This is a genomic window from Lactococcus sp. DD01 (assembly GCF_001578715.1).
GTDB classification, from domain to species: Bacteria; Bacillota; Bacilli; order Lactobacillales; family Streptococcaceae; genus Lactococcus; species Lactococcus petauri.
The window spans coordinates 456,054-474,621 of the sequence record NZ_KQ968939.1 but is presented as its reverse complement, the minus strand read 5'-3'; the positions used below and the strand labels follow the sequence as shown (position 1 = coordinate 474,621).

The 18,568-nt window shown below is 37.2% G+C and carries 20 protein-coding genes; 2 read left to right on the top strand and 18 right to left on the bottom strand.

The window, feature by feature from the left end; all coding sequences use genetic code 11:
• From LACDD01_RS02375 to LACDD01_RS02365, 3 genes are all read right to left on the bottom strand, one after another.
• Positions 1-1,669, bottom strand: a 1,669-nt coding sequence (locus LACDD01_RS02375) for an ABC transporter permease/substrate binding protein (RefSeq protein ID WP_156468510.1), incomplete at its 3' end; no start/stop codon positions are given.
• Complete coding sequence (locus LACDD01_RS02370; protein ID WP_014024780.1) at positions 1,662-2,864, bottom strand: quaternary amine ABC transporter ATP-binding protein; 1,203 nt, start codon at positions 2,862-2,864, stop codon at positions 1,662-1,664. The genes LACDD01_RS02370 and LACDD01_RS02375, both read right to left, overlap by 8 nt.
• Before the next feature lie 205 nt (positions 2,865-3,069).
• The gene (locus LACDD01_RS02365) at positions 3,070-3,690 is read right to left on the bottom strand and encodes a GntR family transcriptional regulator (protein ID WP_019291676.1); all 621 of its coding nucleotides are present in this window, start codon (positions 3,688-3,690) and stop codon (positions 3,070-3,072) included.
• A 224-nt stretch (positions 3,691-3,914) separates the two neighbouring features.
• Between LACDD01_RS02365 and LACDD01_RS02360 the strand changes: the two genes are divergently transcribed.
• Positions 3,915-4,751: a DUF368 domain-containing protein gene (locus LACDD01_RS02360; protein ID WP_061413088.1), complete on the top strand. Its 837-nt coding sequence runs from the start codon at positions 3,915-3,917 to the stop codon at positions 4,749-4,751.
• 50 nt (positions 4,752-4,801) lie between these two features.
• On the opposite strand, the gene hpf is transcribed toward LACDD01_RS02360, so the two are convergent.
• The 11 genes from hpf to LACDD01_RS02305 all read right to left on the bottom strand — a co-directional run bounded on the left by hpf (position 4,802) and on the right by LACDD01_RS02305 (position 14,665).
• Positions 4,802-5,359 carry a ribosome hibernation-promoting factor, HPF/YfiA family gene (hpf, locus tag LACDD01_RS02355; RefSeq protein WP_061413087.1) on the bottom strand — a complete coding sequence of 186 codons (558 nt, stop codon included), beginning with the start codon at positions 5,357-5,359 and terminating at the stop codon, positions 4,802-4,804.
• A 110-nt stretch (positions 5,360-5,469) separates the two neighbouring features.
• On the bottom strand, positions 5,470-6,087 hold the full coding sequence (locus LACDD01_RS02350; protein WP_017370397.1) for an FMN-dependent NADH-azoreductase: 618 nt from the start codon (positions 6,085-6,087) through the stop codon (positions 5,470-5,472).
• A gap of 164 nt (positions 6,088-6,251) precedes the next feature.
• Positions 6,252-7,781, bottom strand: a complete 1,530-nt coding sequence (gene ahpF / locus LACDD01_RS02345) for an alkyl hydroperoxide reductase subunit F (protein ID WP_061413086.1) — start codon at positions 7,779-7,781, stop codon at positions 6,252-6,254.
• A 58-nt stretch (positions 7,782-7,839) separates the two neighbouring features.
• Positions 7,840-8,403: an alkyl hydroperoxide reductase subunit C gene (gene ahpC / locus LACDD01_RS02340; RefSeq protein ID WP_019291680.1), complete on the bottom strand. Its 564-nt coding sequence runs from the start codon at positions 8,401-8,403 to the stop codon at positions 7,840-7,842.
• Positions 8,404-8,683: 280 nt separating this feature from the next.
• The gene (locus tag LACDD01_RS02335; RefSeq protein WP_061413085.1) at positions 8,684-10,057 is read right to left on the bottom strand and encodes a M24 family metallopeptidase; all 1,374 of its coding nucleotides are present in this window, start codon (positions 10,055-10,057) and stop codon (positions 8,684-8,686) included.
• A 74-nt stretch (positions 10,058-10,131) separates the two neighbouring features.
• A complete protein-coding gene (locus LACDD01_RS02330; RefSeq protein WP_019291682.1) occupies positions 10,132-10,413 on the bottom strand; it encodes a hypothetical protein in 282 nt (93 codons plus the stop codon).
• Positions 10,414-10,962: a DUF6036 family nucleotidyltransferase gene (locus LACDD01_RS02325; protein ID WP_061413084.1), complete on the bottom strand. Its 549-nt coding sequence runs from the start codon at positions 10,960-10,962 to the stop codon at positions 10,414-10,416.
• A 109-nt stretch (positions 10,963-11,071) separates the two neighbouring features.
• The gene (locus LACDD01_RS02320; RefSeq protein WP_061413083.1) at positions 11,072-12,226 is read right to left on the bottom strand and encodes a cystathionine gamma-synthase; all 1,155 of its coding nucleotides are present in this window, start codon (positions 12,224-12,226) and stop codon (positions 11,072-11,074) included.
• 127 nt (positions 12,227-12,353) lie between these two features.
• Positions 12,354-13,712 (bottom strand): FAD-dependent oxidoreductase, encoded by a 1,359-nt coding sequence (locus tag LACDD01_RS02315; protein WP_061413082.1) that lies wholly within the window; start codon positions 13,710-13,712, stop codon positions 12,354-12,356.
• Position 13,713: 1 nt separating this feature from the next.
• On the bottom strand, positions 13,714-14,073 hold the full coding sequence (locus LACDD01_RS02310) for an iron-sulfur cluster biosynthesis family protein (RefSeq protein ID WP_019293962.1): 360 nt from the start codon (positions 14,071-14,073) through the stop codon (positions 13,714-13,716).
• Positions 14,074-14,092: 19 nt separating this feature from the next.
• Positions 14,093-14,665: a TetR/AcrR family transcriptional regulator gene (locus tag LACDD01_RS02305; protein WP_046401182.1), complete on the bottom strand. Its 573-nt coding sequence runs from the start codon at positions 14,663-14,665 to the stop codon at positions 14,093-14,095.
• 186 nt (positions 14,666-14,851) lie between these two features.
• On the opposite strand from LACDD01_RS02305, the gene LACDD01_RS12005 reads away from it, so the two are divergent.
• Complete coding sequence (locus LACDD01_RS12005; protein WP_231863347.1) at positions 14,852-15,391, top strand: hypothetical protein; 540 nt, start codon at positions 14,852-14,854, stop codon at positions 15,389-15,391.
• A gap of 210 nt (positions 15,392-15,601) precedes the next feature.
• On the opposite strand, the gene LACDD01_RS02295 is transcribed toward LACDD01_RS12005, so the two are convergent.
• From LACDD01_RS02295 to LACDD01_RS02280, 4 genes are read right to left on the bottom strand one after another with little or no spacing between them, the layout of a single operon-like run.
• Positions 15,602-16,441: an undecaprenyl-diphosphate phosphatase gene (locus LACDD01_RS02295; protein ID WP_019293965.1), complete on the bottom strand. Its 840-nt coding sequence runs from the start codon at positions 16,439-16,441 to the stop codon at positions 15,602-15,604.
• Positions 16,442-16,454: 13 nt separating this feature from the next.
• Positions 16,455-17,333 (bottom strand): DUF4097 family beta strand repeat-containing protein, encoded by an 879-nt coding sequence (locus tag LACDD01_RS02290; RefSeq protein ID WP_061413081.1) that lies wholly within the window; start codon positions 17,331-17,333, stop codon positions 16,455-16,457.
• Positions 17,330-17,950: a DUF1700 domain-containing protein gene (locus LACDD01_RS02285; protein WP_061413080.1), complete on the bottom strand. Its 621-nt coding sequence runs from the start codon at positions 17,948-17,950 to the stop codon at positions 17,330-17,332. Before LACDD01_RS02285 ends, LACDD01_RS02290 begins: the two co-directional genes overlap by 4 nt.
• Positions 17,943-18,269 (bottom strand): PadR family transcriptional regulator, encoded by a 327-nt coding sequence (locus LACDD01_RS02280; RefSeq protein WP_019299319.1) that lies wholly within the window; start codon positions 18,267-18,269, stop codon positions 17,943-17,945. Before LACDD01_RS02280 ends, LACDD01_RS02285 begins: the two co-directional genes overlap by 8 nt.
• Positions 18,270-18,568 lie beyond the last annotated feature (299 nt).

Below are 18,568 nucleotides of genomic sequence, written 5' to 3'. Positions count from 1 at the left end.
CTGCTTGTTCTGGTGTTTTACCATTTTGAACATCAAGCATTACAGATTCCATATCTTTTTGAGACCAGTTAAACTTGTCTAATACTTTATATGCTTCAGGATTATCTTCTTTAAGTCCTTTACGTACAATAGTATTGATGTCTTCAGCTTTACCCATTGAGTTTTTAGGATCTTCTAAATATTTCAAATCATACTTATTAAACATCCAGTGAGGTGACCAGCCAGTGATTACGATATCTTTATGTTGCTTGATAGCTTCACCAAGGGCAACAGTCATCGCACCTGAAGACGATGGTACTAAGTTCCAATCTTTCAAGTTATCATAATCTTTCAGAGCTTTCTCTGTTGCGGCCATAACACCAGCACCAGGTTCAATACCGATAATTGATTTATCTGCTTGATCCTTCAGGTCTTCGATAGAATTTGCTTTCATGTAGCTTGGTACGACAAGACCAACTTTAGCTCCTTTAAGGTTAGGGCCAAGTAATTCAACGGACTTGCTGAACTTTTTCCATTGTGTTTCATGAGTGTTTGGGAGCCAAGCAGAAACCATACCGTCAGCTTGACCATTTGCTACAGTTTGCCAAGCAACTGTATTATCTAAAGCTGTCTTCTTAACGTCAAATCCATGTTGCTCCATAGCTTGACTTAATACGTTAATAGATGCAACTTCTGAGTCCCAGTTCATATATACAAGCTCAACATTTTTATCTGCTGCTGTTTTCGTAAGTGTAACACCAGAAATACCACCAATGATAAGAACGATAAGGGCTACTAGCGCTCCTCTTTTTTTCCATTTCTTAAGTTGCGGATTGCCTTGTTTTTCAGTTGGGGCAACATTAAGTTTTTGAGTGAAACGGTCAATGATAATAGCTAAAATAACTAAAGCAATACCGTTTACAAAACCTTTACCGATATCCGCAGATTGAACAGCCGCTAAGACGCCACGTCCAAGACCAGGTGCACCGATCATTGAAGCAATAACGACCATTGAAAGTGCCAACATAATAGTTTGGTTAACACCTGCTAAAATTGTTCCTTTTGCTAACGGAAACTCTAACTTAAAGAGCTTTTGTCTTGGTGTTGACCCAAAAGAATCTGCTGCTTCGACCAATTCAGTAGAAACTTGACGAATACCCAAGTTTGTCATACGAACTGTTGGTGGCAAAGCAAAGATAACTGAGGCAAATACACCAGGGACCACACCGATACCAAAGAAAGCAACGGCCGGAATCAAGTAAACGAAACCGGGCATGGTTTGCATGAAGTCCAAAATGGGCTGCACAATCTTAGCAACAAGTTCGGACTTAGCCATCCATATACCTAAAGGAATACCGATAATAATAGAAACTAAACTAGAAAGCAAGACCAATGTTACTGTATTCATCAAGTCTGTCCATAAACCTTGATTGGCAATAAGAACTAAACCTAAGAATGTAAAGATAGGGAAGGCAATTTTACGTCCAGAAACTAAAACTGCCAAGAAAGTAACAACAATAATCATTAACCAAAATGGTACAGCTGTAAGTCCCGCAGTTACTGTATCCATAATTGCTGTACCAGCTTTTTGAATAATATCAAAACCAGCACTTAGATTGCTTGTAATCCAATCTGTTGCAGTCGAAACCCAATCTGCTAAGGGTATCTTACCTATTGCTAACTCAATCATTATTTACCTCCTCATCGTCTACATCTGCTAAAGCTTCAAGTACTCGTCCGCGGATAAGAATACCTTTGAGGAATCCTTCGTCATCTACCACGGCAACAGGCGTTGGAGAGTCATATATGATAGGTAAGATATCACTTACTAATGTTTCTTTACCAACTTGTCCAACATCTGTCATGAGAACTTCGCGAAGAGATTTATTCGCTTGTTTTGCTTGAACTGCTGCTTCACTGGTAATAACACCATAAAATTGACGTTTTTTATCGACAGCCATTAAAGAACTTACTTCTTCTGTCTTCATCTTTTTAAGCGCAACACTTGGACCATCAATGTCAATGTTAGTTGTTAAGGCAGGAATCATAATGTTCTCCGCTGTGATAACTTTTGCACGATCGACATCCTCCACGAAGGTTTTAACGTAATCATTAGCAGGATTAGTAAGAATTTCTTCACCTGTACCAATCTGCATGATTTTACCATCCTTCATAATGGCAATACGGTCACCGATACGTAATGCTTCATTCAAGTCATGCGAAATGAAAATAATTGTTTTTTGGAATTTTGCTTGAAGTTCCAAAAGTTCATCTTGCATCTCACGACGAATCAATGGGTCCAAAGCTGAGAAAGCTTCATCCATCAGAAGAATTTCTGGATCATTGGCTAAAGCACGCGCTAAGCCGACACGTTGTTGCATCCCTCCTGAAAGTTGGTTCGGATATTGATTTTTAAAATCAAGTAAGTTAGCATTGTCTAAAGCTTTTTCAGCACGCTTGCGACGCTCTTCTTTTGGTACGTTTTGTACTTCCAAACCATATTCTGTATTCTCAAGAATCGTTCTATGAGGGAAGAGACCAAAATTTTGGAAAACCATACTCATCGTTTTGCGACGCACTTTCAGCAAATCTTCTTTATTTAACGTAGCAACATCTTCACCGTCAATGAAAATCTTACCGCTTGTTGGCTCAATCAAACGATTAAGCAAACGTAATAGTGTGGACTTCCCTGAACCAGAAAGTCCCATAATAACGAAAATTTCGCCTTCATTTACTTCAAAGTTGGCATCATAAACACCGACACTCGCACCTGTTTTTCTTAAAATTTCGTTTTTCGAATCACCCTGCTCGACCATTGCCAAAGCAGTTTTTACACGTTTACCAAATATTTTGGTTAAGTGCTCAATTTTAATTTTTACTGGCAAAATATTCTCCTTTACTCTTAATAATTAAATACATTTCATTATTTAATGTTCATCAAAGTGACCATTCCATAATAACAAGGTATTGTCACTTTGTCAAATAAGTAAACTTACAAATATCTTAAATTGCCTAAATTTGAAAAAAATCCTCCTATAGCGACAGTTCCTATTGCCTGTCTCTATAGAAAGATATTTCTCAATGTCAAAACTAATTTTTATAAAAGAAATTTTGAATAATTTGTAAAGAATCTGCTCCACCAACAAAATACAAGGTATCATATTGGTTCAATGTTGCATATGGACCCGGCGAAATAATTAATTCGTCATTCTGTAAGATGGCAATAACGGTTGCACCTGTATTTTGCCATAAGTTCATTTCTCCGATAGTTTTACCTAAGTTTTCGGAAGGTTCATTAAGCTCAAGTTCAATCGGAGTCATTGGATTGGATTTTTGAAAGTGTGCTGTTTGTCCAACGAGTTTATCTAAAGTCGATGAAAAATTGGCAAGTTCCTTTTGTTGGCGAGCGACACTTTTCAAAATATCAGCTTGTAAATCCTGAATTGATTTAACTTCTTGATGTTGAGTCAAAAACTCTTGAGCTTTTTGACGTGAAGCAATAACGACGCCACTTCCATGAATTGAATCCACAATCCCTAAATCACTAAGAATGCTTACTGCTTTTCGTGCTGTTTCGGGAGAAACACCAAAAGTTGTTGCTAAGGTCGATCTTGCATAAATTTTTTGACCGATTTTTAATTCGTTGCGTACAATATTTTCCGCAATTAATATAGCAATTTGCTGATATTTCGGTTGTCTAACCTCTTTCACTTTTTCCTCCTTTTTTATTTATCCGTATACTATCATCATATAAAAATGCATTATGCCTTCTATTTTAATGTAAAAATACAAAAAAAGATAGTAAAATTATTTTTAAAGTGTAAAATTTCGAATATATCCTAGTTTGTATTTTATCGACTTGTATGATAAATATGTTTCGTATAAGTAATCTATGATATAATAGTCGCAAAAGTTTAAAAATAGAAAGTGATAATATGAACTGGATTTTTCGATTGATTAAAGGAATGATTATTGCTCTTGGCTTCATTCTTCCTGGTGTTTCTGGCGGGGTTCTTGCAGCCATTTTAGGGATTTATGAACGTATGCTCCATTTCTTGGCTCATATTCGTCAGGATTTCAAGAAGAATTTTCTTTTCTTCCTTCCTGTTGGTATTGGTGGGATTTTAGGCTTAGTTCTCCTTAGTCGACCTCTTGAGTGGGTGTTAGCGCATTATCAGATAATTGTATTATGGGGGTTTGCAGGTGCAATTTTAGGAACACTCTCTTCTCTCTTTAAAGAAAGCACACGTCAGAAGGCTCGTGATAAAAGTGATACCTTTACTTTAATCCTCACATTTGTTTTGTCAACACTTATTTTATATATGTTACCTGCCATTGCAGGAACGGTTCCGGCAAACTTCTTTGGTTTCTTCCTTGCAGGTATTTTAATCGCCTTAGGTGTTTTGGTACCTGGACTTAGCCCCTCAAATCTTCTTTTAATTCTTGGACTTTTCTCTCCAATGCTCGAAGGTTTTAAAAACCGTGATATTTTCGGTGTGTTTCTTCCTATTGCCATTGGTGGATTATTTGCTCTAGTAAGTTTTTCAAAATTAATGGAGAAACTTCTTATTAATTTCCATTCTAAAGTTTACAACTTTATCATTGGTTTAGTACTCTCAAGCACATTGCTGATTGTAGTACCTACACAAAGTGCCGAAGCCATCAATTATGCAGGTGCAACTCTCTCAACCTTCTTTATGAGTGCTCTACTCTTTGTAATTGGACTTGTATTAGGTCTATGGATGAGTAAGTTAGAAGAAAAATATAAATAAAGATTAATATCATAATAAAAAAGACTGGATATCAAACCAGTCTTTTTGTCTTAATCTGTTTCAATTAAACCAATATTTTTATCGGCACGTCGGTAAACAACACTCGTACGATTAGTATAGGCATCCAAGAAAACATAAAAATCATGGCCAAGCATATCCATCTGAAGCACTGCCTCTTCCGCATCCATCGGTTTAAGATCAACACGTTTCGTGCGGACGATTTTCACAGTATCTTCTTCAATCTCATCAATGGCATCTAAAGGAGCAAATTCGTCACCAAAGGCTAAGCCAGTTGGGACATTTATTTTTGATTTGCGGTTTACACGCGTTTTATATTTGCGAATTTGTCGTTCTAACTTTTCTTCCACTAAATCAATAGCTGCAAGTACATCTAGAGCAGTATTTTCTGCTCTTAAAGTTACATTTTTAGCTGGCACAGTTACTTCAACCTTATTACGCTTATCGGAATAAGACTTAATATTCACGTAGGCTGTGACTTCATGCCCATCATTAAAGTATTTATTTAATTTACCGATTTTATCTTCGATATATGAACGAATTGCATCTGTAATTTCCACCTTTTCAGCACGAATACTAAATTTAATCATAAGGTTGTTCCCATGGCATTTCAAAGAAATGCTCTTTCTTTTATTTATTTCTTATTTAATTTTAATATAAAAACAAATATGGGTCAACTAATATCCGAGATTTACCAGAATTAAAACTCTTGTGCTGCAGTTTCTACTTTACCAAGGAATTCAGCCAAAAATTCTTCAGCTTTTTCAGGTTGGTAAGCATGACCTTCAACACTAAGTGAAGAGAAGTCTGTACCAATAAATTCAAAGATAGTCTTCATGTATTGGCTACCTGTATCTTGACCATTGTACATACCACCGCTTGCTTGCAAGTGCATAACTTTCTTATCTGTTGCCAAACCTTTTGGTCCTTCTGCTGTGTAACGGAAAGTTTTACCAGCAACATTGACTGTATCAATCCATTTTTTAAGGCTAGCAGGAATCATAAGGTTCCACAATGGGCTCGCAATGACTACCTTATCTGCTGAAAGGAACTGTTCTGTAAAGGCACCAAAACGTGCAACTTTATCTTGTTGTGATTCAGACAAGGCAGTGAAGTCTACACCATTTTGCATTGCAATAAAGGCAGAAGCCATGTCTTGATCAATTTCAGGAATGTCAGCAGAGAAAACATCGAGTACTTCTACTTCATCATCTGCATTTGCAGTCTTATAGGCTGATACGAAAGTATCCAAGCCTTTAATTGAGAAGCTGTCTTCAGCTGTCAAGGGATGTCCTTTTACAACAAGTAATTTAGTCATTAATAAATCCTCCAAGATTTTGTTTAATTTACATTTGTAAACAATTTTTACTTTAATATTATAGCAAAAACATTTTACGAATGCTACAATTTTAGTACGTGAAACTTAGCACAAACTCAAAAGATAATAAAACCACCTCGAAATGTTTCAAGATGGTTTTATTTTTAATGACGAATGAGATAGTCAAAAGCACCCAGAGAAGCTGTTGCACCACTTCCCATAGCAATCACAATTTGTTTATAAGCTGAATCTGTACAATCCCCTGCAGCAAATACACCAGCTACATTAGTAGCCCCTTGCTTATCAACGATAATTTCGCCTCGTGAGTTACGCTCTACTACTCCCTCAAGCCACTCTGTGTTAGGCACAAGACCGATAAGAATAAAGACACCTGATAATTCGAGGTTTACTTCTTTTTGAGTATCACGCTCGACATAATCTAGACTTTCAACTTTATCTGTACCATGAATAGCCTTCGTTTCTACATTGGTCAGAACCGTAACATTATCCAGTGAATAGAGTTTTTCTTGTAAAACTTTATCTGCTTTAAGCTCTGGTAAAAATTCTAAAACAGTCACATGTTCAACTACACCAGCTAAATCGATGGCTGCTTCAATCCCCGAGTTTCCTCCCCCAACTACGGCAATTTTTTGACCTGCAAAGATCGGTCCATCACAATGCGGACAATAAGCAATTCCTTTATTTTTGAATTCTTCCTCACCTGGAATACCAAGTGAACGCCAACGTGCTCCTGTTGATAATACAACCGTTTTAGACTGTAGGACAGCTCCATTTTCCAGAGTCACTTCAAACAGGTCGTTTTTCTCTAATTTCACTGCTTTTTGTGTTTTCATAATATCAGCTGGATAGGCTTTGACATGTTCTTCCAGTTGGGCAGCTAACTTTGGTCCTTCAGTATAAGTCGTCCCAATCAAGTTTTCAATGCCTAGAGTTTCTAATGGCTGACCACCGAATTTTTCTGCTAAAATACCTGTGCGTATCCCTTTGCGTGCTGCATAAATAGCCGCACTCGCACCTGCTGGACCACCGCCAACAACAAGAACATCATAAGGATCTTTATCATCAAATTCTTCACTTCCAGCTTGACCCACGAGTTTATTTAATATTTCTTCAAGACTCATGCGCCCACTTGAAAATTCCTCACCGTTAACAAAAACTGTTGGCACAGCCATCACACCACGAGATTTGACTTCGTTTTGGAACATGCCGCCTTCAATCATCGTATGCGTAATATTTTCGTTAAGAACACTCATGATATTCAAGGCTTGGACAACATCTGGACAGTTATGACAAGTCAAACTTACATAAGTTTCAAAATGATAAGGTTTATCGATATCTTGAATTCGTTTTTTAAGGTCTTCTTCAATCTTTGGTGCGCGACCACTTACTTGTAAAAGCGCCAAAACAAGCGAGTTAAATTCATGACCTAAAGGAATACCAGCAAAAGCAATACCTCTCATTTCTCCCTTGCGGACAACAGAAAAGCCAGGAGCTTTGACTAACTTAGCTTCTTCAACACTTATACGTGGTGACATTTCAGCAATTTCATTAACAAAATCACGTACTTTTTTACCGTTAGCATCTTCAGAATCTGCCTTAACGCGTAATGCGATATCATTTTCTAGAAGCTCTAAATATTGCTTGAGTTGTGCTTTAAGATTTTCTTCTAACATTTTATCTTTCCATTCTTTTTAGCTTAAAAAGGCGAGTAATCTACTTCGCCTCATTAAATTAAATTTTACCAACTAAGTCTAAACCTGGTGTTAGAGTTTCCGCATCTTCTTTCCATTTAGCTGGGCAAACTTCGCCTGGATTTTTACGGATATATTGTGCTGCACGTACTTTATCTACTAATTGGCTTGCATCACGACCAATACCATCTGCAGTTATTTCGACAGCTTGTACAATACCATCTGGGTCGATGATAAATGAACCACGTTGTGATAAACCAGATTCTTCATCCAATACATCAAAAATACGAGAAATCTTTTGTGATGGGTCAGCCAACATTGGGTATTCTACTTTACCAATAGCTTCACTGTGCTCATGCCAAGCCGCATGGACGAAATGTGTATCCGTAGAACATGAGTAAACCTCTACGCCTAAGTCTTTAAGAATACTGTATTGCTCTTGTAAATCTTCCAATTCTGTTGGACAAACAAAAGAGAAATCCGCAGGATAAAAGACAATAACATTCCATTTTCCTTTAAGATCATCTGAATTTACTGTCAAGAACTTGCCGTTTTGATATGCTTCAGTGACGAAATGTTCAACTTCTTTTCCGATTAAGGACATGATTTTTTCTCCAATTTTTCTATTATTTTTTATGCTTCTTTAATAATTATCACAAAATGAATAATGTTAGTCAAAAGATATGTTCAAATTTTTGAAAGAAAATAAAGCGCTTAACACTTCTGAATTATTACACTTTAGGTTTATGACTCTAAGTAATCCCGTTCAGCCTAATATAACATTCTTTCATAGTTTTAAAATGTTCATCAAATAATATATTGTTTTTTTAATTGAAAAAAGTCTCGACTATTACGATTTAATAAAAAAAGCCAAATTCGGCTTTTTATTTTGCAGTCAAAGCTAACGTCTTATCCAACATAAAAGGACGTAAATAGGCTGTAGCACTGCTCATTGGAAGAATTTCGTCACTGAGTGCAATCCCTAATTCATTTTGAATATAAGCTCTTCTGTTTTGCACGCGCGTCCAAATGTCAGGATATTCTTCCTGTATCTCTTTTCTTAACTGCGCATCCGCCAGGAAGATACCGCTCTCACAACTTACACCGCCGTATCCAGGAACAGATGGAATAATATCAATCTGGAACAGCATGCCACTCTCGATACTTTCTGTTGACTGCGGATAAACTGGTGAGCTCATCCATTCTTCATCAGCTGAGAGATGACCAGGATTTAGAGTCCAACCGTATTTTTCTTGTGGCAAAACTTCTTCTATTTTGTTATATAGCTCTTGCCCTTGTATACCAATCTTGATTGTTTCCAGCCAAGTTTTAACGGCATTAAAATAAGGTTTTGCAACAACCGAAAGATAATCTTTTTCTTCATCTGGAAGATCAGAAACTTGACTTACCGCATAGCCTCCTCGGCTTTGGAGGCCTCCTTTATACCCTGTGGTTAGGGAAAGTTTGTCTCCCTTTTTAATGACTTTATCGCTTGGATAGATATTGGCCTTTACAAAACGTTCGCCTGTTGCCATTATTGTAACGACATTATGTGCTTGTCCAAGGTCTGATAATTCTCTTGCAACTTCCATTTCACTTTTTCCAAGCTCTATTTGCTTCATCGCATTTAACATGCAGCGTCCTGCCAAAGCAGCGCCAAGTTCATAATGGGCAAATTCGTTTGCATTATTTGTTGTGCGAACACCATTTTCCCCGATAAACAAACGAGTAGCATTTTCTAGTATGGCTTTTGGACATAAACTTTGGACAGCGTGAACTAAGAAATGAGGTAAATCGAAAAGCTGATAATTATCCTCTTTTGTGCTGGTAAAGTTTTTCCACCCTACTAAACCAATCTTTTGAGTATGCTCTAGGTCACATTTGCTTAAGATTTCTTCAACTGTTTCTTGAGTATTCATAGGCTGATTAGGTAGAGAAAGATGTGGCATATGTACAGCTTCTGCTTTTAACCTTGCCTTATCTGCTTTATTTAGGTTTTCATTACCTAAAACAAGATAAGCTTTGCTATCCTTATGAAGTACAAGCAGGGCTTCTTCAAAACGCGGGAGAAAACCTGTAAGATACTCAAAGTTACTTCCATGTTCTAGGTCCGCATAGATAATTAAGCAATCAAAATTATCTTGGGTCATTTTATCAAGTAATTTCTGCCTTCTCTGCGCCATTGTATCATCTGTCAGTCCAACTGGTCTTAAGTTTTCTTCAAGGGTTGGGGGGTTAAATTTCGTGAGTTGAATCATCTCTTGCTCCTTTTTGTCAAAATAAGAACTGCCGCTTCAGCAATTCTTATTTTTTATTCTTATTCTATATTTTATTAATTTTTTAACTCTTGGGCGACGGCTTTCAAGCGTGAAAACTGAGCGGGTTCGGATAAAGAAACAGTCATTTCCCAAGCTTTGCTTCCTTCCTCAACCGCTAAAGTCAGGAAAAAGCGCTGAAAATAGGATAAGCGATCCGACTGTCGAAGATATTCAATATCGTCATGTGTCAAATAGATTTGATCACGTTGGATAGCTTTATTTAAATAGCGGAGCCAGAGCCTCGCATTTCCTCTTGATTTTTGAGCCGCAGCTTCAAAATATTCTTTCCAATTCATTTATAATAGCCTCAAAAGTTCGGGATTTTCTTTTAAATAATTTTTTAATGCTTCTTGGCCATAAGCGAGACCGTAAGCTTCTAAAACAACCGCAGGATCAGAAGTCCCTTCTGAATAGCTGTTGAGCAAGTCAAGGAGTGTATCTGGACGTCCAATGTTTAATTTCTTCATAATCTGAGCAATGTCAGGAATATCCTTGGCTCTGCCCACTTGAATTTTGTCAATCAAAACTGACTGCAAGGAAGACAAATAGACTTCGAGATGACTTGCCTTGAAGATTAAAACTTTATCTTCATCAGAAAGTGACATGATGCGACCGATAGAATGGCTTAACCAAGGTTCATTAGCCGTTCCAACATGAAATTCTTGCCCAATTTCAGCAATAATTTCCTCAACTTTCGCAGTTGATTCATAAAAGGCATCGATATCCTCTGTAGCTTTTAGACCATGATACTCCAAGACAAAACCGCCTACGCACTGTAAACTTAAGTGGATATCATTTTCTGCTAATTTTTCATTCAAACGCGTAAACAACTTATTATAATTCATAAATTATATACTTTCTCTTGAAAACTCTCTTCTTGATTATAGCATACCGTGTCTTATAAAAAAAGAGTTTTTCCTCTTTTTTACATAATAAAAAACACCTAGTGGTGTTTTAAGAGTTAATTTTCGCAAAGGCTTGATTCAAGTCTTCCAATAAATCTTGGATATCTTCGATACCGGCAGATAGGCGAATCAGTCCATCCTTAATGCCAGCTTCTTCACGAATCTTTTTCGGTATTGAAGCATGTGTCATCACTGCAGGTACTTCAATCAGACTTTCCACACCTCCGAGTGATTCAGCTAAAGTAAAGTATTCTAGAGCTTCGACAAAGTCTTTTACTTTATGTTCATCCTTAAGTTCGAAAGAAAGCATTCCTCCAAAGCCAGACATTTGTTGAGAAGCAATCTCATGTCCTGGATCTTGCGGGAGACCTGGGTAATATACTTTGCTTACTTCCTCTGATGCATCAAGGAACTCTGCAATTTTTTGAGCATTTTTGGCATGAGCTTCCATACGAAGTGCTAAAGTTTTGATCCCTCTTTGAACTAGCCAACTGTCTTGAGGACCTAAAACACCACCAATTGAATTTTGCATGAAGGCGATACGCTCAGCTAATTCTTCTTTATCTGTGGTGACAAGACCGGAAACAACATCGGAATGTCCACCTAGGTACTTCGTACCGGAATGCAAAACAATATCCGCACCTAAACTTAAAGGACGTTGGAAGTAAGGTGTCGCAAAAGTATTATCAACGATTGTCAGTAGATTATTTTCCTTAGCAATATCTGCAAGTTTTTGGATATCTAAAACAGTCATCAAAGGATTAGAAGGTGTTTCAAAATATATCGCCTTGGTTGAATCTTTAATCTTATCTTTTAAAGCAGAAATATCTGTCAAATCGACCAAATCATATTCCAAACCAAAATTAGACATAACTTTATCCATTAAGCGGAAAGTTCCCCCATAAACATCATTACCAAGAATCAAGTGGTCCCCCGATTTAAAAATAGAAAGAACGGCATGAATACCAGCTAAACCTGAGCCAAAAGCAAAGCCTTGCACACCGCCTTCTAGGTCAGCAATGAGCATTTCTAAGGCATGACGGGTTGGATTTCCCGATCGTGAATATTCATAAGCTTTGGGTTGACCCAGACCATCTTGCTTATATGTCGACACTTGATAGATAGGAACAGAAACGGCCCCTGTGGTAGCATCTTCACTGATACCTCCATGAATCATCTTTGTTTTTAATTTCATCTCACTCATACTTCACCTCTTTTTAATTGTTTATTTATTATAATGCAGATTATCTTTTGTTGACTTTGGGTAATCCTATATCCGACTTTTAATTTTTTTATGTTAAGAGAAAAACCCTTAAAAAAGGGCTTTTTTCTTATAGTTTCACTTCATTTGCCGGAGCAAAAAGATCATTTAAAGCTTCACTCATGGTTGGATGAGTGTAGATATGATCTCTTAACATGGTGTAAGGTATTTTTGCTTTCATCGCAAGCGATAAAATATTTATCACTTCATGTGATTCTTCAGCATAAAGAGTTGCACCTAATATTTCTTGTGTTTCTGGGTCTACTAATGCTTTAAGTAGCCCTTTACTTTGTCCAAGTACTGCAGATTTTGGAATAGATGTAGCTTCTAAACGGAACAATCGATATTTGGTACCTTGAGCCTGAGCTATTGTTTCTGTTAAGCCTATATTAGACAGAGTTGGTGTGATAAAAACACTACTTGCTAACTCGCCTCGATTACTTAATGTTCGAGATTTGTCGCCATAAAGTTGACTTTCAATGATACGAAAATCATCCAAGGAAGTATAGGTAAATTGTGGTCCACCATGTACATCACCCAAAGCCCAAATATTTGGAGCAGAGGTTTCAAGCTTTTCATTCACTAAGATATGTCCTGCCTCGCCAACTTTGATTGAAGTATTTTCTAAACCTAATCCAGAAGTATTGGGCTTACGACCTGTAGCAAGAAGAGTCTTGTTTCCCTGTACTTCTTCTGCTTGACCATCTTTTGTAATATTGAGGATACTTGCTTCATCACGATCAAAAACACCATTTATTTCATAGCCGAGCTTGAAGACAGCACCAGCGTCTTCTAAATCTTGCTTCACGCGCTGCGCAACATCTCTATCTTGACGCGGCAAAAACATATCGTGTGAGTCAATAATCGTTACTTTTGATCCATAAGACAGAAACATGGCTGCAAATTCAAGTCCGATATAACCAGAACCCACAATCAGAAGGTGTTCAGGTTTTTCTTGTAAGTCCATCAATCCTGTCGAGGTCACAAGATTTTTACTCTCCGACATACCAAGGATTGAGGGCAAAATAGCACGCGCACCCGTATTGATAAAGATACGTTCAGCTTGAACAAGCATTATGGGCTTTCCTTCTTCGGATATTTCGACCTCATGATCTGATAGAAATCTCGCCTTCCCGTCAATTACAGTTGCATTTGGTTCATCTGCAATCATATGGTAATTCTTTTTATTCAGCTTTTCGACCAGGCTGAATTTTTGAAGGACTGCCTCGGTGAAAGCTTCACCTTTTTGGCCATTTACAATTAACGACTTAGACGGAATACAGCCAATATTAATACAAGTTCCCCCGTACATCCGCGTAGATTGTTCCACGATTGCTACTGTTTCCGCTTTATTGGCCAATGATTTAGCAAGGGTTTTCCCTGCCTTCCCAAAGCCAATAATTAAATTCTTAAATGTCCTTCTCTCCATATTAAAGCTTGCCTCTATAGTCAACGATGAGAAGATTATGGCTCAAATATTCTCCGTCTGTCTTCAAAGCAATGAGGTTGTAACTGCCTTCCACTTTAGCTTGTAAATCTTGGGCGCTCCAGAACATTTCCCCCCATTTTTTGAAGTAAACAGGACCAAATTCTGAATCCATATGTGCATCAAAAGCCTCTGGCAACTTACCTTTGTCAATAGCAAGGATACGGTAACGTGAGATACCGCCCGCACATGCGTCAATAGCTTCGTTCTTTTCACTCAACTCGTGGTCAAAATCTAATACAAAATCTGCATTATCAAATTTCGCTAATTTTTCGCTTACTGTTTTGTCAAATATAATTTTTATGCTTTTTTCCTCCTATGGTTTAAGCAAGTGCCTTAATTTCTTTTCCTAATTGATCCAAGCCGTTTTCAAAAACTGACCAGTCTTGTGTAAGTTTCAGTAATAGGAGACTTCCTTGTATCGTTGAGATGATATGCTGAGCTTGCGTTTTAGAACGCGCTTGAGTCCAACCTGTGATTTCCACAATCCTAGCTTGAATCAATGCTGTCCAAGTCTCCATAAGCTGTCCTAACAACTCACGAAAATCTTTGTCTTCACTCGCACCAAGTTCAACGACTAAGTTTCCTACAGCACAACCATAATGTTGTGTTTCATCCACATGCACCTGAATTTCCCAGTTTAGCATTGCTAGCAAAGCTTGTTTGGGGTCCTCCATCTGGCGCAATAAGGGATCAAAACATTGTGTTTCCCAGTCATTACTATGAGAACGAATCACTTCTAAACAGATTTCTTTTTTTGATAAAAAATAATGATAGAGTTGTCCTTTTCCAGTACCCGAGTCCTCGAGAATATCTCGGATAGAAGTTGAGGCATAACCTTTTTGACAAAAAAGCTTTTTACTGCTGTCAATGATTTTTTCTTTTGCTTCTGACACTTTACACGCTCCAATCATTTTACCTACCGCTTGGTACAATACTAATATACCAAATTATGATGCCTTGACCAAATAATTGAACTGAGATTTTCTTTTCTTAATTTTTTAAAAGGTTTATGATATTAAAAATTATAATATTTTGTTACACTAAAATATAACGGATGTAAAAACTATATTGGAGGAATTATGAAGAAGACCATACTATTATCGATAGCATTAATAGGAGTTTTTGTACTTAGTGGATGTAAAGATGCAAAAAAAGAAAATACTGAAACAAAAAATATTCCAGTTTCAAGTACTAATAAGAGCACCGTAAAGACAACAGAAACCCAAGCATCAAGTGCTTTGGAAAGTATCCCTACATCAACTCCTACATCTGAAGAAAAGGAAACTGAACAAACTTCTTCATCTTTATTTGAAGGTTATAGCGCTGAACAAATTGAATATGCGCGCGTAACAGAAGCAATAATTCATTATTATAAAAGGGATTATCAACCTGTATCTATCGATGTTACTAAAAATGAACAAAATCATCAGATTTTTCCTTTTGAAGGCTCTGTAGTTCTTCCTCAAGAAACTGTTACTTTATCCTTTAGCAAAGATAATACGATGGCCGGAACAACTATTATTACCTATAGTTCTAATCATGACGGTTCAATAAATTTTTATAAAGATCCAAATCATTATCAAGATGAAAGATACCTTAAAAATCCTTCATGGGGTTAAGGAGAAATCGCAAAAATTACTAGACAGCATGCAGACACTAGAAATACCTATTTCATTTGATCACGAAGCTGCTCAAATCATTTCCAAGATACAAGTGAAGTAAAAATTGAGCTTTTTGTTTGTATTTAGGCTTTAAAAAAATCCAAAATAAAAACCTACCCTGCTTAAGGTACATGGCCTTAAGCAGGGTAGGTTTTTCTGATCTGTGTTTTAAATTACACCCACGAGGATGAAGAGGATAACGATAATCCCCAGCGCAATACGGTACCAACCAAAGATTTGGAAGTCACGGCGTTTGATGTAGCTCATCAAGAATTTAATAACGAAGATAGATACAACATAAGCGACAACCATTCCAACGATAAGGGCAATCACTTCTGAGAGACTAAAGTGAAGGCCAAATTTCAAGAGTTTGAAGGCAGAGGCGCCAAGCATAGTGGGTACTGCGAGGAAGAAAGTAAACTCGGCAGCAACAACACGTGACACACCGATAAGCAAGGCACCCACAATTGTTGCGCCTGATCGTGATGTCCCTGGAATCATTGAGAGGACTTGGAACATCCCGATGATTAGTGCAGTTTGATAGGTAATTTCTTTCATTGTATTGATTTTTGGTACACGTGTTTTATTCCAACGTTCAATCACGATAAAGGCGATACCATAAACAATCAGCATAATGGCAATTGTCAATGGTGTCCCAAAATTTTCTTCTAAGAAATCATTTAAGAATAAGCCAAATACAGCTGACGGAAGGAAAGCCACTACAACCTTAACCCACATGTTAAAGACAGAACGTTTGATCCGTACACCTTTTCCTTCAACATTAACAAAAGGATTCATCTGTGACCAGAATTCCACAATAACTGCAATAATTGCACCTAATTGGATGACTACAAAGAACATATCTTTGAAAGCTTGTGTCATATTGGTGTGAATGAAGGCATCCACTAAAAGCATATGTCCTGTGCTTGATACGGGGAGCCATTCTGTAATTCCCTCGACGATGCCGAGAAAAATAATTTTCAAAAGTTCAATAAAATTTAAATCCATTTTTCCTTATGTCCTATTCATTAATGAGGTAGAAACTGCCATCTGTAACTTTGACTGTCAAAGCTGTCTCTTGATTTCCCGTCTGATAAGGAAATTCTTTTTTGACATGATTTACATAAAGTTCTTCTGCCTCTGCATTTATACCCGACAATTGACTGTTTATCATTTTCAATTGGGCATCTTTTTTAACAATTTTGCTACGTTCTTTCAGATGAAGATTTTCAAAAATAGTTGCACCATCATTTGAAGCAAAATCCATACTTTCTGCTGTCACACGTTCTAAAACAGAATCCCCATCATTAGAAGTTACTTTCAAATGTCCCGACAAATTCAAATCACGCAATTGCCACGCAGCATCACTAATATTCATCGTGAGTTGGCTTCCTTTAACCCTTTCTAAGGAAAGGCCACCGTCTCGAAGATTAATTTTGAGACTCTCTGCTTTCAAATCTCGCAAAGTTTTTTGTCCGGATGTACCATCAATAATGATTTTCTCAAAATTCATATTTTCTGGTACAGTTACAATTATTTTTTCCTGACCCATTTTACCAAAATTAAGCCCTAAATTGAAGTCAAAGGTGCTTTTTCTCGCCTCAACATTCAAAGTTTTACCTTGAAGGTTAATCTCAGGATTCTGATCAAGCAAGTGGCTCTCAACTTTCAGACTTGAGCCAGAGATAATTTCTAAATCCGCATCTTTACTGTTGATAATCATATTTTTTACTTTATCTGTAGCAAAAGTCTGTTCTGTAGAAATAAGATGAGAGATTTGAGGACGGCCGTCTTTCCAGACAAGACTCGTTTTACCTCCAGCAGCTAAGCCAATACCTAAAAGAATAATTCCAGAAATAATCATAGTCAGTGCGGCAACTATCGTTCTTTTATTTTTCACAAGACTGCTCCTTTCTGATCGCGTTGGGTTCTTTGAGTTAACTTACGCCCCAACCATTTAATCATTCCAAGAAAACGAAGGCACAGCCATTTTGTGAGGAAAAGAATAAAAGGACTGATAAGGATTCCCAACCCAAAAAGTAAAAGACCAAGTCCGCTAAAGACAAGTGTTGTCATTGGACTGCTGAAAATTACACCAAGTCCAGAAATGAAGGAGAATAATCCACCAAACACAAGTGATACATCAAGCATGTACAGGCTAAAGAGGAGAGCCAATAGCACCATTAATAATGCTAGAATAAGCAAAAGAACGGCAAGTGCCAAGGGTACCAAAAGCGGAGAGGCAAAAAGGCCAAGTATAATAAGCCAGACCAGCTGAAAGCGTGATTTAGCGGGTATACTTTTTTCTTCTTCTTGCGCGTGATCATCTTGGTCTAAGAAATAACTGAGTTTGAGCTTGGTAGCAAATTGTTTTGGTGTTCCATACTGTGCTGTTATATCCTCAAGTGTCATTCCTGACTCAATAAAGTATTCTTGATAATAAGCGACTAAGTCTCTCCTTTCTTCTTGAGGTAGATCTGTCAGATGGGCCTGTACAGCCTCTAAATAACTATTCATCGTTTTCGAGTTCTCCTTCTCCTAAAAGTTTATCCATAGCATTACGGAATTGCTGCCAGTCAGCAGTTATTTTTTGAAGCTCTTGGCGTCCATTCTCTGTTATCCGATAATAACGTCTCATGCGACCTTCATAAGGCTCGTCATAATTTTCTAAAAGCTCATGCTTTTTTAAACGACGTAAGACAGGATACATGGTTGATTCACTAATCGGAAGTTGGGCTTGTACTGTTTTTGTCAACGCATAGCCATACATATCTTTCTTATTCAACAAAGAAAGTACTGTCCCGTCTAGAAGTAAGGTTGGAATTTGAATATCCATAATTGTCCTTTCCTTTTCCTTCATAGCATATTATATGTTGTATAATATGATACTATACGACATATAATAATATATAAAACATCCGCTGACAAGTATGAGGCAATAATTTCAAAAGATATGATAAAATAAGTTAAAGTTAAACTGAAGGGTAAAGAACTGCATGCAAATCATAAAACTCCGGGAACATAAGGAAAAGCTTGAACAAGCTGCAAACTGGTTTCACCAGAAATGGGAAATTCCACTTTCTGCCTATCAAGAAAGCATGGCGACTTGCCTCCAAGGTTCAGAAACCATTCCGC

Bases quoted from the DNA above. Each gene is read 5' to 3' on its own strand.
- LACDD01_RS02360 (WP_061413088.1), top strand. From the start codon at position 3,915: ATGAACTGGATTTTTCGATTGATTAAAGGAATGATTATTGCTCTTGGC.
- hpf (WP_061413087.1), bottom strand. From the start codon at position 5,359: ATGATTAAATTTAGTATTCGTGCTGAAAAGGTGGAAATTACAGATGCA.
- LACDD01_RS02350 (WP_017370397.1), bottom strand. From the start codon at position 6,087: ATGACTAAATTACTTGTTGTAAAAGGACATCCCTTGACAGCTGAAGAC.
- ahpF (WP_061413086.1), bottom strand. From the start codon at position 7,781: ATGTTAGAAGAAAATCTTAAAGCACAACTCAAGCAATATTTAGAGCTT.
- ahpC (WP_019291680.1), bottom strand. From the start codon at position 8,403: ATGTCCTTAATCGGAAAAGAAGTTGAACATTTCGTCACTGAAGCATAT.
- LACDD01_RS02335 (WP_061413085.1), bottom strand. From the start codon at position 10,057: ATGATTCAACTCACGAAATTTAACCCCCCAACCCTTGAAGAAAACTTA.
- LACDD01_RS02330 (WP_019291682.1), bottom strand. From the start codon at position 10,413: ATGAATTGGAAAGAATATTTTGAAGCTGCGGCTCAAAAATCAAGAGGA.
- LACDD01_RS02325 (WP_061413084.1), bottom strand. From the start codon at position 10,962: ATGAATTATAATAAGTTGTTTACGCGTTTGAATGAAAAATTAGCAGAA.
- LACDD01_RS02320 (WP_061413083.1), bottom strand. From the start codon at position 12,226: ATGAGTGAGATGAAATTAAAAACAAAGATGATTCATGGAGGTATCAGT.
- LACDD01_RS02315 (WP_061413082.1), bottom strand. From the start codon at position 13,712: ATGGAGAGAAGGACATTTAAGAATTTAATTATTGGCTTTGGGAAGGCA.
- LACDD01_RS12005 (WP_231863347.1), top strand. From the start codon at position 14,852: ATGAAGAAGACCATACTATTATCGATAGCATTAATAGGAGTTTTTGTA.
- LACDD01_RS02295 (WP_019293965.1), bottom strand. From the start codon at position 16,441: ATGGATTTAAATTTTATTGAACTTTTGAAAATTATTTTTCTCGGCATC.
- LACDD01_RS02285 (WP_061413080.1), bottom strand. From the start codon at position 17,950: ATGAATAGTTATTTAGAGGCTGTACAGGCCCATCTGACAGATCTACCT.
- LACDD01_RS02280 (WP_019299319.1), bottom strand. From the start codon at position 18,269: ATGGATATTCAAATTCCAACCTTACTTCTAGACGGGACAGTACTTTCT.